This is a genomic window from Streptomyces sp. SID5469 (assembly GCF_009862865.1).
In the GTDB taxonomy this organism is placed as follows: Bacteria; Actinomycetota; Actinomycetes; order Streptomycetales; family Streptomycetaceae; genus Streptomyces; species Streptomyces avermitilis.
Genome location: NZ_WWIN01000001.1, coordinates 2,938,412 through 2,952,707, shown reverse-complemented (window position 1 = coordinate 2,952,707; position 14,296 = coordinate 2,938,412). Strand labels below are relative to the sequence as shown.

The following is a 14,296-nucleotide window of genomic DNA, read 5'->3' as shown; positions in this document are numbered from 1 at the left end:
AATCTGCGGTGTGCCACAGAAGCATCCGCGATCGAAGGGACGTACATGCCCATGGGTCACACGGCCACAGCTGAGGCAGGCTCCGGCGGCCTGACAGCGACCGAGCACCGCCTGGCCAATGGCCTGCGCGTGGTGCTCTCCGAGGACCACCAGACCCCGGTGGCGGCGGTGTGCCTCTGGTACGACGTCGGCTCGCGCCACGAGGTCAAGGGGCGTACGGGTCTCGCCCACCTCTTCGAGCACCTGATGTTCCAGGGGTCCGGACAGGTCAAGGGCAACGGTCACTTCGAGCTGGTGCAGGGCGCCGGCGGCTCGCTCAACGGCACGACCAGCTTCGAGCGCACGAACTACTTCGAGACCATGCCCGCGCACCAGCTGGAGCTCGCCCTCTGGCTGGAGGCCGACCGCATGGGCTCCCTGCTCACCGCCCTCGACGACGAGTCCATGGAGAACCAGCGGGACGTCGTCAAGAACGAGCGCCGGCAGCGGTACGACAACGTTCCGTACGGCACCGCCTTCGAGAAGCTGACCGCCCTCGCGTACCCCGAGGGCCACCCGTACCATCACACCCCGATCGGCTCGATGGCCGACCTGGACGCGGCGACGCTGCAGGACGCGCGCGAGTTCTTCCGCACCTACTACGCGCCCAACAACGCCGTCCTGTCGGTCGTCGGCGACATCGACCCGAAGCAGACGCTCGCCTGGGTCGAGAAGTACTTCGGGTCCATCCCCGCACACGACGGCAAGCCCCAGCCGCGCGACGGCTCGCTGCCCGACACCATCGGTGAGCAGCTGCGCGAGGTCGTCGAGGAGGAGGTCCCCGCGCGCGCGTTGATGGCCGCCTACCGCCTCCCGGAGGACGGCACGCGCGTGTGCGACGCGGCCGACCTGGCGCTGACCGTCCTCGGCGGCGGCGAGTCCTCCCGCCTCTACAACCGGCTCGTACGCCGTGACCGTACGGCCGTCGCGGCCGGCTTCGGTCTGCTGCGGCTCGCCGGGGCGCCCTCCCTGGGCTGGCTGGACGTGAAGACGTCCGGCGACGTCGAGGTCCCAGTGATCGAGGCGGCCGTCGACGAGGAGCTGGCCCGGTTCGCCGAGGAGGGCCCCACGGCCGAGGAGATGGAGCGCGCCCAGGCCCAGTTGGAGCGCGAGTGGCTGGACCGGCTCAGCACGGTCGCGGGCCGCGCCGACGAACTGTGCCGCTACGCGGTCCTGTTCGGCGACCCGCAGCTCGCCCTGACCGCTGTCCAGCGCGTGCTCGACGTCAGCGCCGAGGAGGTCCAGGAGGTCGCCAAGGCCCGCCTGCGCCCCGACAACCGCGCGGTGCTCGTGTACGAGCCCGTCGCAGCCGAGGCGGAGGACGTGGAAGCCGCCGAAACCACCGACGAGAACGAGGAGTCGGCGAAGTGAACGAGCTCGCGACCATGGACTTCCACCCGCAGCCCCAGGCCGGCGAGGCCAGGCCCTGGGCGTTCCCGGCGCCCGAGCGCGGCACGCTCGACAACGGCCTGACCGTGCTGCGCTGCCAGCGCCCCGGCCAGCAGGTCGTCGCCGTCGAGGTGCTCCTCGACGCACCCCTGGACGCCGAGCCGGCGAGCCTCGACGGCGTCGCCACGATCATGGCGCGTGCCTTCTCCGAAGGCACCGACAAGCACACCGCCGAGGAGTTCGCCGCCGAGCTGGAGCGCTGCGGCGCCACCCTCGACGCGCATGCCGACCACCCCGGCGTACGCCTGTCCCTCGAAGTCCCCGTCTCCCGCCTCCCGAAGGCGCTCGGACTGCTCGCCGACGCCCTCCGGGCACCGGCGTTCGAGGACAGCGAGATCGAGCGCCTGGTGCGCAACCGGCTGGACGAGATCCCGCACGAGACGGCCAACCCGGCCCGCCGCGCCGCCAAGGAGCTCTCCAAGGAGTTGTTCCCGGCCACGTCGCGCATGTCGCGCCCCCGCCAGGGCACCGAGGAGACCGTCCAGAAAATCGACTCGGCCGCCGTGCGCGCCTTCTACGAGAGGTACGTACGCCCCGCCACGGCCACGGTGGTGGTCGTCGGCGACCTCGCCGGCGTCGACCTCGACGGGCTGCTCGCCGAGACGCTCGGAGCCTGGACGGGTTCGTCCGCCGAGCCGCGGCCGGTGCCCCCGGTGACCGCCGACGACAGCGGCCGCGTGATCATCGTGGACCGCCCCGGAGCCGTTCAGACGCAGCTGCTCATCGGCCGCGTCGGCGCCGACCGGCACGACCGCGTGTGGCCCGCCCAGGTGCTCGGCACGTACTGCCTGGGCGGCACCCTCACCTCCCGTTTGGACCGGGTCCTGCGCGAGGAGAAGGGCTACACCTACGGTGTGCGGGCGTTCGGTCAGGTGCTGCGCTCAGCCCCCGACGGTACGGGCGTCGCGATGCTCGCGATCAGTGGCTCCGTCGACACGCCGAACACCGGCCCCGCGCTCGACGACCTCTGGAAGGTGCTGCGCACGCTCGCGGCCGAAGGGCTGACGGACGCCGAGCGCGACATCGCCGTGCAGAACCTGGTGGGCGTCGCGCCGCTCAAGTTCGAGACCGCCGGGGCCGTCGCGGGCACCCTGGCCGACCAGGTCGAGCAGCACCTGCCGGACGACTACCAGGCGACGCTGTATCAACAGCTCGCCGCCACAGGCACGGTGGAGGCCACCGCGGCCGCCGTGAACGCCTTCCCGATGGACCGTCTGGTGACCGTCCTCGTGGGTGACGCCGCCCAGATCGCGGAGCCGGTCAAGGCCCTCGGTATCGGCGAAGTGAGCGTCGTGGCAGCCGAGTAGAAGCAGCGGAACACCGCGGGGCCCTGGTGACTGAAGAGTCACCAGGGCCCTGTTTGCTGAGAGTTTGTCCGTATTGCCATAGAGGTGATGCGTCTGACCTGTGGCGTGCGCTACAAAAACCTCGATCCGTTTGTTGATTGAAAGAGCCCACGCTTAGCGTCAGTCCGGCTGTTCGTCAGGCAGTGCGCCGCGCCCGCGGCACCGGACAGTCATCGCCGAGTCCCCGTATGGCGCGAGCCAGGGGAGCCGGGGACCCATCGCAGTCCCTGGGGTGAATCGGGCACCCTCTCCTGAGGGAGCCCGTAGGAGACCTTCCTGCTCCGAACCCGTCAGCTAACCCGGTAGGCGAGAAGGAAGGAAAGGACCAGCCACTTCATGGCGTTCACCCGCGCCACCGGGAAGCACCGTCGTCCGGGCCGCACGAAGCGCACGACCACGCACGCCGTGGGCGTCGCGGCGCTCACCACCACCGGCGTCATCGGCACCCTGGCCGCTCCGGCGCTCGCCGCCGAGCCCTCCGCCGAACCCTCCGTCGAGCAGACCGGGCTGACTCAGGCCGTCTCCATCGGTGACTCGGTCGCCGCCCAGGTCGACGCCCAGGCCGTCGCCCAGGAGCAGGCCGCCGCAGAGGCCGCCGCCAAGAAGAAGGCCGAGGAGGCCGCGCGCAAGAAGGCCGCCGAGCTGGCCGAGAAGGAGCACGCCGCCAAGGCGCGCGCCGCCCGTGAGGCCGAGCGCAAGCGTCTGAACACGTTTGTGGCCCCGATCGCCGGCTCGTACGTCTCCACGGGCTACAAGTCCGGCGGCTCCCTCTGGTCCTCGGGCAGCCACACCGGCGTCGACTTCCACGCCGCGTCCGGCACCTCCGTCCACGCGGTCGGCTCCGGCACCGTCGTGGAGGCCGGCTGGGGCGGCGCGTACGGGAACAACATCGTCATCAAGATGAACGACGGCACCTACACGCAGTACGGCCACCTGTCGTCCATCGGCGTCTCCGTCGGTCAGACGGTCACCCCGGGCCAGCAGATAGGCATCTCGGGCGCCACGGGCAACACCACGGGGCCCCACCTCCACTTCGAGGCCCGTACGACCGCGGAGTACGGCTCGGACATCGACCCGGTCGCGTACCTGCGCTCGCACGGCGTGAACGTCTGACAACCTGCCCGACAGGCACGTCCCTTCCGAGGTCCCGGCTCACCGAGCCGGGACCTTCGTTGTTTCGAACTGCTGTCTGTCCAAAAAATATCCATGGATTCCGGCCTGCCATCGGAAATTCCGTCCCGCTGCAATAGAGTCGCCTGAACACACGTCAATCGGCGACGTTTCACGGGGATTAAGACGGAGGTCGGTCATGCGTATTCCGGCGCACTCGGTATGCACGGCGATCCGTGATGACATCGTCGCGGGTGTCTACGAGCGCGGCAGCCGGCTCACCGAGGAACTCCTCGCGCGGCGCTACGGCGTCTCGCGCGTCCCCGTGCGCGAGGCCCTGCGCACGCTGGAGGCGGAGGGGTTCGTCGTCACCCGTCGGCACGCGGGCGCGTGCGTCGCGGAGCCCACCGAGCAGGAGGCCTCCGACCTGCTGGAGATGCGCATGCTGCTGGAGCCGCTGGGCGCCGCGCGCGCCGCCCAGCGTCGCACCGAGGCCCACCTCAAGGTGCTGCGCGGCCTCGTCAGGCTGGGGCAGGAGCGGTCCAGGAGGGGGAGCAGCGAGGATCTGCGGTCCCTGGGGGGCTGGTTCCACGAGACGCTCGCGCAGGCCTCCGGGAGCCCCGCCCTGACCTCGACGCTGGCCCAGCTGCGGCACAAGATCGCCTGGATGTACGCGGTGGAGGCGCCGGCCAACCCGGCGGAGTCCTGGGCGGAGCACGGCGGCATCGTGGACGCCGTCGCGCGCGGCGACAGTGAGCGGGCCCGGGCGATCACGGCCCTGCACACCGAACGCGCGAGTGCGGTGCACCGGCTCCGTTTTCCCGGCGGCGGAGACCGCCCGGAACGTGTGAGGACTTCGCAACATCCCGTAAACATGACGAGCCTGCGGCATTAACAAGGGCGCCGTATACAAAGAGGATGGAATTCGCGGGAGATTATTTCTGCTGCCCGTGAGACAGAAATACGAAAGGCCCGCCCGATATTTCGGGCGAGCCTTTCAAAGTATGTGCGGAATGGTGTCTTCGAAGCGACGGCCACCGCATCATCAATTGAGGAACGTCCCGAACGTCCCGAACGTCGCGCCACCGCGCCCGCGCGAGCGACACCGGCTCGGACGCGAAGAAGGGACACCCCGGCGGTCCGAGGGCTCACCTCGGACGGCCCGAGGGCTCACCTCAGACGGTCTCGGGAAGCTCGTCGAGCCCTTCGGAGACCAGCTTCGCCAGCCGGTCGAGGGCCGCGTCCGCACCCTCGGCGTCGGAGGCGAGCACGACCTCCTCGCCACCCTGGGCACCCAGGCCGAGGACAGCCAGCATGGAGCCGGCGTTGACGGGGTTGCCGTCCGCCTTGGCGATCGTCACGGGAACGCCGGAGGCCGTGGCCGCCCGGACGAAGATGGACGCGGGGCGGGCGTGGAGGCCCTCGGCCCAGCCGATGTTGACGCGGCGCTCAGCCATGTTGATGCTGCCCTTCAGGTGTCTCAGGTTGTCTAGACCAGTGTCCCATAACGTGATGCGTGCCCGGCGGTCCCTGTCGGGTTCCCCTTAGCCTGCCTCGCGCTGTTGTCGGACGCGAGCCGTACTGTGGGGCCCATGCAGACCGCGTCGGACCGGCACGAGTACCCCGCCCACTGGGAGGCCGACGTGGTGCTGCGCGACGGCGGTACCGCGCGCATCAGGCCCATCACCGTCGACGACGCCGAGCGACTTGTCAGCTTCTATGAGCAGGTCTCGGACGAGTCGAAGTACTACCGGTTCTTCGCCCCGTACCCGCGCCTGTCCGCCAAGGACGTCCACCGCTTCACGCACCACGACTTTGTGGACAGGGTGGGACTCGCGGCCACGATCGGCGGCGAGTTCATCGCCACCGTACGCTATGACCGTATTAATGCCGCCGGCCTGTCCGCCTCCGCGCCCGCCGACGAGGCCGAGGTCGCCTTCCTCGTGCAGGACGCGCACCAGGGGCGGGGTGTTGCCTCTGCCCTCCTCGAGCACATCGCGGCCGTCGCCAGGGAGCGGGACATCCGCCGGTTCGCCGCCGAGGTGCTCCCCGCCAACAGCAAGATGATCAAGGTGTTCACGGACGCCGGGTACACCCAGAAGCGCAGCTTCGAGGACGGCGTCGTACGCCTGGAGTTCGACCTGGAGCCCACGGACCGTTCGCTCGCCGTGCAGCGGGCCCGGGAGCAGCGGGCCGAGGCGCGGTCCGTGCAGCGGCTGCTCGCGCCCGGCGCGGTCGCCGTGATCGGCGCGGGCCGCACCCCCGGCGGAGTGGGCCGCAGCATCCTCGGCAACCTCCGCGACGCTGGCTTCACCGGTCGTCTGTACGCCGTGAACAGGGCGTTCCCCGAGGACCTGAAGAACTTCGACGAGGTGCCCGCGCACCGCTCCGTCCTGGACATCGCCGAGCCCGTCGACCTGGCCGTCGTCGCCGTGCCGGCGGCGCACGTCCCCGAGGCCGTGGCCGAGTGCGGCGAGCACGGGGTGCAGGGGCTCGTGGTCGTCTCGTCCGGTTACGCGGAGAGCGGCCCCGAGGGGCGCGAGCGCCAGCGCGAGCTGGTGCGCCAGATCCGTACCTACGGGATGCGCCTCATCGGTCCCAACGCCTTCGGGGTCATCAACACGTCCCCCGAGGTGCGCCTCAACGCCTCGCTCGCGCCCGAGACGCCGCGACCCGGCCGGATCGGTCTGTACGCGCAGTCCGGCGCCATCGGGATCGCGCTGCTGTCCCGGCTGCACCGGCGCGGGGGCGGCGTCACCGGGGACACGGGCGTGTCGACCTTCGTGTCGTCCGGCAACCGCGCGGACGTGTCCGGCAACGACGTACTCCAGTACTGGTACGACGACCCCGACACCGATGTCGCCCTGATGTACCTCGAGTCCATCGGCAACCCCCGCAAGTTCACCCGCCTCGCCCGGCGTACGGCGGCGGCGAAGCCGCTGGTCGTGGTGCAGGGCGCGCGCCACGGCGGGGCCGCGCCGCAAGGGCATGCCGTACGGGCCACACGGCTCCCGCACGCCACCGTGTCCGCGCTGCTGCGGCAGGCCGGGGTCATCCGGGTGGACACGATCACCGAGCTGGTGGACGCGGGCCTGCTGCTCGCGCGGCAGCCGCTGCCGTCGGGGCCCCGGGTGGCCATCCTCGGGAACTCCGAGTCGCTCGGGCTGCTGACGTACGACGCCTGTTTGGCCGAGGGGTTGCGACCGCTTCCCCCGCTGGACCTGACGACGGCGGCTTCGGCGGAGGACTTCCACGCGGCGCTGGCGCGGGCCTTGGCGGACGACGGGTGCGACGCCGTGGTCGTGACGGCCATCCCCGCGGTGGGGGAGACGTCGGCGGCCGACCAGGCCCTTGCGGAGGCACTGCGTTCCGCCGCTGCGGCGGCTCCGGCGAAGCCGGTGCTGGTGGTGCACGTGGAGCTGGGTGGGCTCGCCGAGGCGCTGTCCGCGGCGGCCAGCACCGCACCGCAGCCGACCGACGTGGCGGGCCACCCGCCGTCGCTGCCGGCTTCGGCCGAGCGCGGGGACCCGCATCGCCCCGCGGAACGCCTGTCCGCCGCGGCGCAAGCCCCCGACGGGGCCCGCCTCATCCCCGCCTTCCCCGCCGCGGAACGCGCCGTCAGGGCCCTCGCGGAAGCCGTCAAATACGCCCAGTGGCGGCGTGACGCCGCCGACCCCGGCAAGGTGCCCGAGTACGACGACATCGACCAGAAGGGTGCCGCCGAGCTGATCGACCGGCTGCTCGCGAGCGGACAGGGGCTGACCCTCGGGACCGACGAGACCTGCGCGCTGCTCTCGCGGTACGGCATCGGCGTACGCAGGGCACTGCCCGCGCCGACGCCCGACGACGCCGCCGAGGCCGCCCGCGCCATCGGCTACCCGGTCGCCCTCAAGGCCACCGCCCCGCACCTGCGGCACCGCGCCGATCTGGGCGGCGTACGGCTCGATCTCGCGGACGAGGAGCAACTGCGGCGCGCGTACGCCGAATTGACCGAAATGTTCGGAAAGCCGGAGGAGCTGCGGCCGGTCGTGCAGGGGATGGCGCCGCGCGGTGTCGACACGGTCGTACGCGCGGTGATCGACCCGGCGGCCGGGGCCGTACTGTCGTTCGGGCTGGCCGGGGCCGCCTCGCAGCTGCTCGGGGATATAGCGCACCGGCTGATTCCGGTCACCGACCGCGAGGCCACCTCGCTGGTGAGGTCGATCCGGACGGCGCCGCTCCTCTTCGGCTGGCGGGGCTCGGCGCCGGTCGACACGCCTGCGCTGGAGGAACTGATGCTGCGGGTGTCGCGGCTGGTGGACGACCATCCCGAGGTCGTCGCCGTGACCCTGGAGCCCGTGGTCGTGGCCCAGCACGGCCTGAGCGTGCTCGGGGCGACCGTACGGCTCGCACCGCCGCCCGTCCGCGACGACCTGGGCCCGAGAACGCTTCCGGTGTACTGAGTGGACGCCGAGCGGTGCCTCGCAGTCAGTGGGCCACCGTAGGATGGACGTCATGGCCAAGACCAGTACGACGACCCAGGGGCTGCGTGCGGCGATCGAGCGCAGCGGCTACTACCCGGCCCTCGTGGCCGAGGCGGTGGAGGCCGCGATCGGCGGCGAGGCCATCCGGTCGTACCTGGTCCACCAGGAGACGACGTTCGACGCCAACGAGGTGCGACGGCATGTGACCGTGCTCGTCCTCACCGGCAACCGCTTCATCGTGAGCCACACCGACGAGCAGGCCGCCGACACCACCTCGCCGACGCCGTACGCCACGACATCGACGGAGTCCGTGAAGCTCGGCCGGATCTCGTCGGTCGTCGTCAGCCGGGTGGTCGCCAACCCCGAGTCGTACAAGCCGGGCACCCTGCCCCGCGAGGTCGTCCTGACCATCGGCTGGGGCGCGGTCTCCCGTATCGACCTGGAGCCCGCCGCCTGCGGCGACCCCAACTGCGAGGCGGACCACGGATACACGGGCAACTCGACGGCGGACGATCTGAGCCTGCGCGTCAGCGAGGCCGGGGACGGCCCCGAGACGGTGCGCCAGGCCCTGGTCTTCGCACAGTCCCTCTCCGAGGCCACCGCGGACGTCGCGCGCTGATGGCTCTGCCCACCTGGGACGACCCGGAACCGCTGGCCGTCGACTCCGCCCCCCTTCCCGAGTACGGTGCCGGTTCGCTGGCCGACCTGCTGCCCACGCTCGCGGCGGGCATGGAGGTGCCCGGCCAGCGGGCCGCCATACAGGAGCTGACCGCCGCCGACCGGAACTGCGTCTTCCTGATCGACGGGCTCGGCTGGGAGCAGCTGAGGGCGCACCCGGAGGAGGCGCCCTTCATGGCGTCCCTCCTGGAGTCCTCGCGCGGCGGCACGGGCCGCCCGATCACCGCCGGCTATCCGGCGACGACCGCGACCTCCCTCGCCTCCGTCGGCACCGGCCTGCCGCCCGGCGCGCACGGCCTGCCCGGCTACAGCGCGCGCAACCCGGAGACCGGCGAGCTGATGAACCAGCTCCGCTGGCAGCCGTGGACCGATCCGCGCGCCTGGCAGCCGTACCCCACGGTCTTCCAGCTCGCGGACGCGGCGGGGGTGCACACGGCCCAGGTCTCGTCCCCCACCTTCCAGAACACCCCGCTGACCAAGGTCGCGCTGAGCGGTGGAACGTTCCACGGGCGGTTGTCCGGCGAGGACCGCATGGACCTGGCCGCCGAACAACTGGCCGCCGGGGACCGCTCGTTGGTCTACACGTACTACGCCGAGGTGGACGGCAAGGGCCACCGCTTCGGCGTCGACTCGGACCCGTGGCGTGGCCAGCTCATGTACGTCGACCGACTGGTCCAGCGACTGGCGGAGCAGCTGCCGCCGCGCTCCGCGCTCTACGTCACGGCCGACCACGGCATGATCGACATCCCGTTCGACGAGCAGCACCGCATCGACTTCGACGAGGACTGGGAGCTGCGTGCCGGGGTCGCCCTGCTGGGCGGCGAGGGCCGGGCTCGTCATGTGTACGCGGTGCCGGGCGCCCAGGTGGACGTGCTGACCTGCTGGCGCGAGGTGCTCGGCGAGCAGTTCTGGATCGCTTCGCGGGACGAGGCGATCGCCGCGGGCTGGTTCGGGCCCGACGTCGACGAGCGGGTGTACGCGCGCATCGGCGACGTGGTCGCGGCGGCCCGCGACGACGTGCTGATCATCGCCTCCGAGCGGGAGCCGAAGGAGTCGGCGATGGTCGGCAACCACGGTTCGATGACGCCGGTGGAACAGCTGGTGCCTCTGCTGGAAGTACGCACCTGACGCTCGCCACCCCCTTGCGAAGCCCTCTCTTCTCCCTGCCCTGAAAGGTTCTCAACCCGCCATGCCCGAGCTCGTGTTCTTCTCCGGAACGATGGACTGCGGGAAGTCGACGTTGGCGCTCCAGATCGGACACAACCGGTCGGCGAGGGGCCTGCAGGGCGTCATTTTCACGCGCGACGACCGTGCCGGGGAGGGAAAGCTGTCGTCGCGGCTCGGCCTGGTGACGGAGGCGGTCGAGGCGGCTCCGGGCATGGATCTGCACGCGTATCTGGTGGATCAGATGTCGAAGGGCGGCAAGGTCGACTACCTGATCGTGGACGAGGCGCAGTTCCTCGCGCCGGAGCAGATAGACCAGCTGGCGCGCGTCGTGGACGACCTGGACCTGGACGTCTTCGCCTTCGGTATCACCACCGACTTCCGTACGAAGCTCTTCCCCGGCTCGCAGCGGCTGATCGAGCTGGCGGACCGGATCGAGACCCTTCAGGTCGAGGCGATGTGCTGGTGCGGGGCGCGGGCCACGCACAATGCCCGCACGGTGGGCGGCGAGATGGTCGTGGAAGGCGAGCAGGTCGTCGTCGGTGACGTGAACCGCCCGGCGGCGGAGGTCGGCTACGAGGTGCTGTGCCGGCGCCACCACCGCCGCCGGATGACCAGCGCCTCCGCATACGCCGCCGCGATCTCGCCGGACGTTCTGCCGGTCACTTCCGCCTGACGGCCACCTGCCGACCGTCCCGAGGGCTCGGACGAGTTTTCGGCGGATGAAAGCCGCGTCTCCCGCGCCTCCTCAGCCGCTCGTGGTGACCACCGAGAACATCGCCCCCTCCGGGTCCACCACCGTCGCGGCGCGGCCGTGGGCCGATTCCGCCGGGGGACGCAGGACGTGACCGCCCAGGTCCGTCACCTGAGCGGCCGTCTCGTCCACGTCCGCGACCTGGAAGTACGTGATCCAGTGCGGCCCCCGGTCGCGGGGGACGGCGTTGCCGACGCCGTGGATGCCCGCGACCGGGCGGCCCTCGACCTTGAGGGTGATGTAGTCGAAGTCGGCGGAGACCACCGGCTCCTCCTCGTATCCGAAGACCGCCTCGTAGAACTTGGCGACACTCGTGGAGTCGTAGGTCAGCAGCTCGTTCCAGGTGGGGGTGCCGGGCACCCCGGTCAGCCTCGGGCCCAGGTGTGCGGACTCCTGCCAGATGCCGAACACCGCGCCCATCGGGTCCGACGCGATGGCCATCCGGCCGGCCTCGGCGGCGTCCAGGGGGCCGACGCCCACCGTGCCGCCGCGGTGCCGCACGGTCTCGGCCGTCGCGTCCACGTCCTCCGAGGCGAGGTACGGCGTCCAGGCGACGGGCAGGTGCCGGTCGGGCGGCAGCTGGCCGATCCCGGCCACCTCGTGGCCGTCCAGCAGCGCCCGCACATACGGCCCCAGCTGCTGCGGGCCCGGCTGGAACTCCCAGCCGAACAGCGCGCCGTAGAACTCCTGGGTCGCGGCCATCCCGTGCACCATCAGACTCACCCAGCAGGGTGTGCCCGGCGTGTACCCGGCGTCTGTGGTGCCGTTGCGGCCGGCCGGCCCCCGTGCCTCGGTCATCGTCACTCTCTTCTCGGCCCCTCGCGGTGGCCGTTCACTTCCGCCTGGGTACACGGGTACCGCGATATCGCGCGTGCACGCCCGGTGCCGATGCTCGCACCACCGGTCGCATCGCGCCCTCCGGCGGCACCGCCGGACATGAGTTCTTTCGCGGAGGATGCCCGATGTGCGGTGTCCTGTGTGTTTCCGGGTGATGATCGCGCGATGTCGCTCGCCTGTACGGCACGTGCCCGATCCCATACGCCTTGTGATCAGACCTGTCCGGCGGAGCAGAGTAGCCGGACCTGGGCCGGGTGGCCACCCCGTGCGCAAGGATGGGGGCCATGAACGTCATCATCTCCGCATCCGAACTGGCGAGCGAGCTGGCGGGGCCGAACCCGCCGACCCTCCTGGACGTCCGCTGGCAGCTGAGCACAGCCAAGGCGGGTGGTGCCGCCCCGTTCGACGGCCGGGCCGCGTATGCGTCCGGGCACGTTCCCGGCGCCGTCTTCGTGGATCTGGACGCCGATCTGGCCGGCCCCGCGGGCCCTGCCGGACGGCATCCGCTGCCGGATCTCGCGCACTTCGGCGAGGCCATGCGGGCCGCCGGTGTCTCGGCGCGGCGGCCGGTGGTCGTGTACGACGGTGGGCAGGGCTGGGCCGCCGCGCGCGCGTGGTGGATGTTGCGCTGGACGGGTCACCCGGCGGTGCGAGTGCTTGACGGCGGCCTCGCGGCGTGGAGCGGACCGGTGACCACGGAGACCGAGGAGTTGGTCGCCGGGGACTTCGAGCCCGCGCCCGGCGCCCTGCCGCTTCTCGACGCCGACGGCGCCGCGGCGCTCGCCCGTACCGGTCTGCTGCTCGACGCGCGGGCCGCCGAGCGCTACCGCGGTGACGTGGAGCCGATCGACCCGGTCGGCGGCCACATCCCGGGCGCGGTGTCGGCCCCGACCACGGAGAACGTGGCCGAGAACGGCCGGTTCCGGCCCGCTGCCGAACTGGCCGACCGCTTCAAGTCGCTCGGCGTGAACGACGCGGCCGAGGTCGGCGTGTACTGCGGCTCGGGGGTCTCCGCCGCGCACGAGGTGCTCGCGCTGGCGGTCGCCGGAATCCCGGCCGCGCTCTACGTGGGGTCCTGGTCGGAGTGGTCGGCGGCCGGCAGCCGTCCCGTCGCCGCGGGTCCCGACCCCCAGTGATGAGGACGGGGTCCGCGCCGACTCGGCGCGGACCCCGTCCTCGTACTGTCGATGACTCGACCGGTCGCTCCGGCTCGGCCGGCTATTCCTGCTTCTTGCGTCGTGTCCCGAACACGATCTCGTCCCAGCTCGGCACGGCCGCTCTGCGGCCCGGACGGACGCCGTCCGCCTCGGCCTGGCGGTCGGTCGCGCCGACCAGTCGGTCGCGGTGGCTGCCGACCGAGCGGGGCATGAGCACGTCCGCGTACGCGGAACCGGCCGAAGCCGATGCCGCCGGGGGCTCCTCCGCCTCCGGCTCGGGGGCGGGCTCGTCCTGTCCTGCGGGAATTTCCGCGGGCCGCTCGGGCACCACCATGTCCCCGCGGAAGCTGGGAACCGCCTCCAGGAGGCTGGTGAGCGAGTCGCGCTCAGCCGTGCTCTCCTCCGCGGGCTCGGGTGCCTGCGACGGCAGGGCGGGACGTTCCGTCTGGCGGTCCAGGGCGCGGTCCAGCGGGCGGTCGCGCGGCAGGCGTGCGATCCGCGGCACGAACGGGAAGCTGGGCTCGGGCGCCGCGAGGTCGTCGGACTCGCCGATCAGCGAGCGCGCCTCGTCGTCGACGGCCTGGACGAGCCGCCGCGGCGGGTCGTACGTCCAGCTCGCCGAGTGCGGCTCACCCGCGACCAGGTAGACCAGCAGCACTTCCCAGGTGCCGTCGTCGCGGCGCCAGGAGTCCCACTGGACGGTGTCCTTGTCGGCGCCGCGCAGCAGCAGTCGCTCCTGGACGGCCTCACCGAGCTGGGGACCGGCGTTCTCGCCGGGCCGGCGGACGGGGGTCTTGCGGGCCCGCTCGGCCATGAAGGCGCGCTCGGCCAGCACGGGCCCCTCGAAGCGGCGTACGCGATCGACCGGGATGCCGGCGAGCTGGGCCACCTCTTCGGCGGACGCGCCGGCACGTATCCGCGCCTGGATGTCTCGGGGGCGGAGATGGCTCTCCACCTCGATCTCGATCTGGCCGAGGCGGGGACGGTCGCCGCGCACGGCGGCGCGGAGCCGTTCGTCAATCGGAAGCGTGTACTCCGTGCTGTCCGCAGCCTTCAGCACCAGCCGTGTGCCGTCATTGGAGACGGCCACGACACGCAGTTCGGGCATGGGGACCTCCCGGGTGGTGCCTGCCGACGTCACGTGCGTCGCTGCTTCCGCTAGTCGAGTGTGGCCTGCCCGGGTGCAGCCTGCCACAACCTTGCCGAGTTGCCCGGCGTGTCGGGCACGGGCCCTGGATCGCCGTTATGGCACGGTTACCTGTTCGCAACGCTAAGTGACGAACTCCATCACCCTGTGCA

General features: G+C 71.6%; 12 protein-coding genes and 1 riboswitch. Of the genes, 9 read left to right on the top strand and 3 right to left on the bottom strand.

Annotation, left to right across the window (positions count from 1 at the left end):
* Positions 1 to 45 precede the first annotated feature (45 nt).
* From GTY58_RS12695 to GTY58_RS12680, 4 genes are all read left to right on the top strand, one after another.
* On the top strand, positions 46 to 1,410 hold the full coding sequence (locus GTY58_RS12695) for a pitrilysin family protein (RefSeq protein ID WP_010983859.1): 1,365 nt from the start codon (positions 46 to 48) through the stop codon (positions 1,408 to 1,410).
* On the top strand, positions 1,407 to 2,795 hold the full coding sequence (locus tag GTY58_RS12690; RefSeq protein WP_010983858.1) for a pitrilysin family protein: 1,389 nt from the start codon (positions 1,407 to 1,409) through the stop codon (positions 2,793 to 2,795). The genes GTY58_RS12695 and GTY58_RS12690 overlap by 4 nt, the downstream gene beginning before the upstream one ends.
* A gap of 203 nt (positions 2,796 to 2,998) precedes the next feature.
* Positions 2,999 to 3,158: riboswitch (cyclic di-AMP (ydaO/yuaA leader) on the top strand.
* Between the two features lie 12 nt (positions 3,159 to 3,170).
* A complete protein-coding gene (locus tag GTY58_RS12685; protein WP_010983857.1) occupies positions 3,171 to 3,947 on the top strand; it encodes a M23 family metallopeptidase in 777 nt (258 codons plus the stop codon).
* Positions 3,948 to 4,143: 196 nt separating this feature from the next.
* The gene (locus GTY58_RS12680; protein WP_010983856.1) at positions 4,144 to 4,839 is read left to right on the top strand and encodes a GntR family transcriptional regulator; all 696 of its coding nucleotides are present in this window, start codon (positions 4,144 to 4,146) and stop codon (positions 4,837 to 4,839) included.
* Positions 4,840 to 5,119: 280 nt separating this feature from the next.
* On the opposite strand, the gene GTY58_RS12675 is transcribed toward GTY58_RS12680, so the two are convergent.
* Entirely contained in the window at positions 5,120 to 5,401 is a 282-nt protein-coding gene (locus GTY58_RS12675) for an HPr family phosphocarrier protein (RefSeq protein ID WP_010983855.1), read from the bottom strand.
* Positions 5,402 to 5,536: 135 nt separating this feature from the next.
* On the opposite strand from GTY58_RS12675, the gene GTY58_RS12670 reads away from it, so the two are divergent.
* The 4 genes from GTY58_RS12670 to GTY58_RS12655 all read left to right on the top strand — a co-directional run bounded on the left by GTY58_RS12670 (position 5,537) and on the right by GTY58_RS12655 (position 10,925).
* Complete coding sequence (locus GTY58_RS12670; protein ID WP_010983854.1) at positions 5,537 to 8,386, top strand: bifunctional GNAT family N-acetyltransferase/acetate--CoA ligase family protein; 2,850 nt, start codon at positions 5,537 to 5,539, stop codon at positions 8,384 to 8,386.
* A gap of 52 nt (positions 8,387 to 8,438) precedes the next feature.
* Complete coding sequence (locus GTY58_RS12665; RefSeq protein ID WP_010983853.1) at positions 8,439 to 9,026, top strand: DUF5998 family protein; 588 nt, start codon at positions 8,439 to 8,441, stop codon at positions 9,024 to 9,026.
* Positions 9,026 to 10,213, top strand: a complete 1,188-nt coding sequence (locus tag GTY58_RS12660) for a nucleotide pyrophosphatase/phosphodiesterase family protein (RefSeq protein WP_010983852.1) — start codon at positions 9,026 to 9,028, stop codon at positions 10,211 to 10,213. The genes GTY58_RS12665 and GTY58_RS12660 overlap by 1 nt, the downstream gene beginning before the upstream one ends.
* A 61-nt stretch (positions 10,214 to 10,274) precedes the next feature.
* Positions 10,275 to 10,925 carry a thymidine kinase gene (locus tag GTY58_RS12655; protein ID WP_010983851.1) on the top strand — a complete coding sequence of 217 codons (651 nt, stop codon included), beginning with the start codon at positions 10,275 to 10,277 and terminating at the stop codon, positions 10,923 to 10,925.
* A 72-nt stretch (positions 10,926 to 10,997) separates the two neighbouring features.
* Here the strand turns inward: GTY58_RS12655 and GTY58_RS12650 are convergent, their stop codons facing one another.
* The gene (locus GTY58_RS12650; RefSeq protein WP_010983850.1) at positions 10,998 to 11,801 is read right to left on the bottom strand and encodes a VOC family protein; all 804 of its coding nucleotides are present in this window, start codon (positions 11,799 to 11,801) and stop codon (positions 10,998 to 11,000) included.
* Between the two features lie 323 nt (positions 11,802 to 12,124).
* Here GTY58_RS12650 and GTY58_RS12645 point away from each other — a divergent pair, with 323 nt between their 5' ends.
* Positions 12,125 to 12,976, top strand: a complete 852-nt coding sequence (locus GTY58_RS12645; RefSeq protein ID WP_010983849.1) for a sulfurtransferase — start codon at positions 12,125 to 12,127, stop codon at positions 12,974 to 12,976.
* Between the two features lie 82 nt (positions 12,977 to 13,058).
* Here GTY58_RS12645 and sepH read toward each other — a convergent pair whose 3' ends face one another.
* Positions 13,059 to 14,105 carry a septation protein SepH gene (gene sepH / locus GTY58_RS12640; RefSeq protein ID WP_010983848.1) on the bottom strand — a complete coding sequence of 349 codons (1,047 nt, stop codon included), beginning with the start codon at positions 14,103 to 14,105 and terminating at the stop codon, positions 13,059 to 13,061.
* Positions 14,106 to 14,296: the final 191 nt, after the last annotated feature.

Bases quoted from the DNA above. Each gene is read 5' to 3' on its own strand.
- GTY58_RS12695 (WP_010983859.1), top strand. From the start codon at position 46: ATGCCCATGGGTCACACGGCCACAGCTGAGGCAGGCTCCGGCGGCCTG.
- GTY58_RS12685 (WP_010983857.1), top strand. From the start codon at position 3,171: ATGGCGTTCACCCGCGCCACCGGGAAGCACCGTCGTCCGGGCCGCACG.
- GTY58_RS12680 (WP_010983856.1), top strand. From the start codon at position 4,144: ATGCGTATTCCGGCGCACTCGGTATGCACGGCGATCCGTGATGACATC.
- GTY58_RS12675 (WP_010983855.1), bottom strand. From the start codon at position 5,401: ATGGCTGAGCGCCGCGTCAACATCGGCTGGGCCGAGGGCCTCCACGCC.
- GTY58_RS12670 (WP_010983854.1), top strand. From the start codon at position 5,537: ATGCAGACCGCGTCGGACCGGCACGAGTACCCCGCCCACTGGGAGGCC.
- GTY58_RS12665 (WP_010983853.1), top strand. From the start codon at position 8,439: ATGGCCAAGACCAGTACGACGACCCAGGGGCTGCGTGCGGCGATCGAG.
- GTY58_RS12660 (WP_010983852.1), top strand. From the start codon at position 9,026: ATGGCTCTGCCCACCTGGGACGACCCGGAACCGCTGGCCGTCGACTCC.
- GTY58_RS12655 (WP_010983851.1), top strand. From the start codon at position 10,275: ATGCCCGAGCTCGTGTTCTTCTCCGGAACGATGGACTGCGGGAAGTCG.
- GTY58_RS12650 (WP_010983850.1), bottom strand. From the start codon at position 11,801: ATGACCGAGGCACGGGGGCCGGCCGGCCGCAACGGCACCACAGACGCC.
- GTY58_RS12645 (WP_010983849.1), top strand. From the start codon at position 12,125: ATGAACGTCATCATCTCCGCATCCGAACTGGCGAGCGAGCTGGCGGGG.
- sepH (WP_010983848.1), bottom strand. From the start codon at position 14,105: ATGCCCGAACTGCGTGTCGTGGCCGTCTCCAATGACGGCACACGGCTG.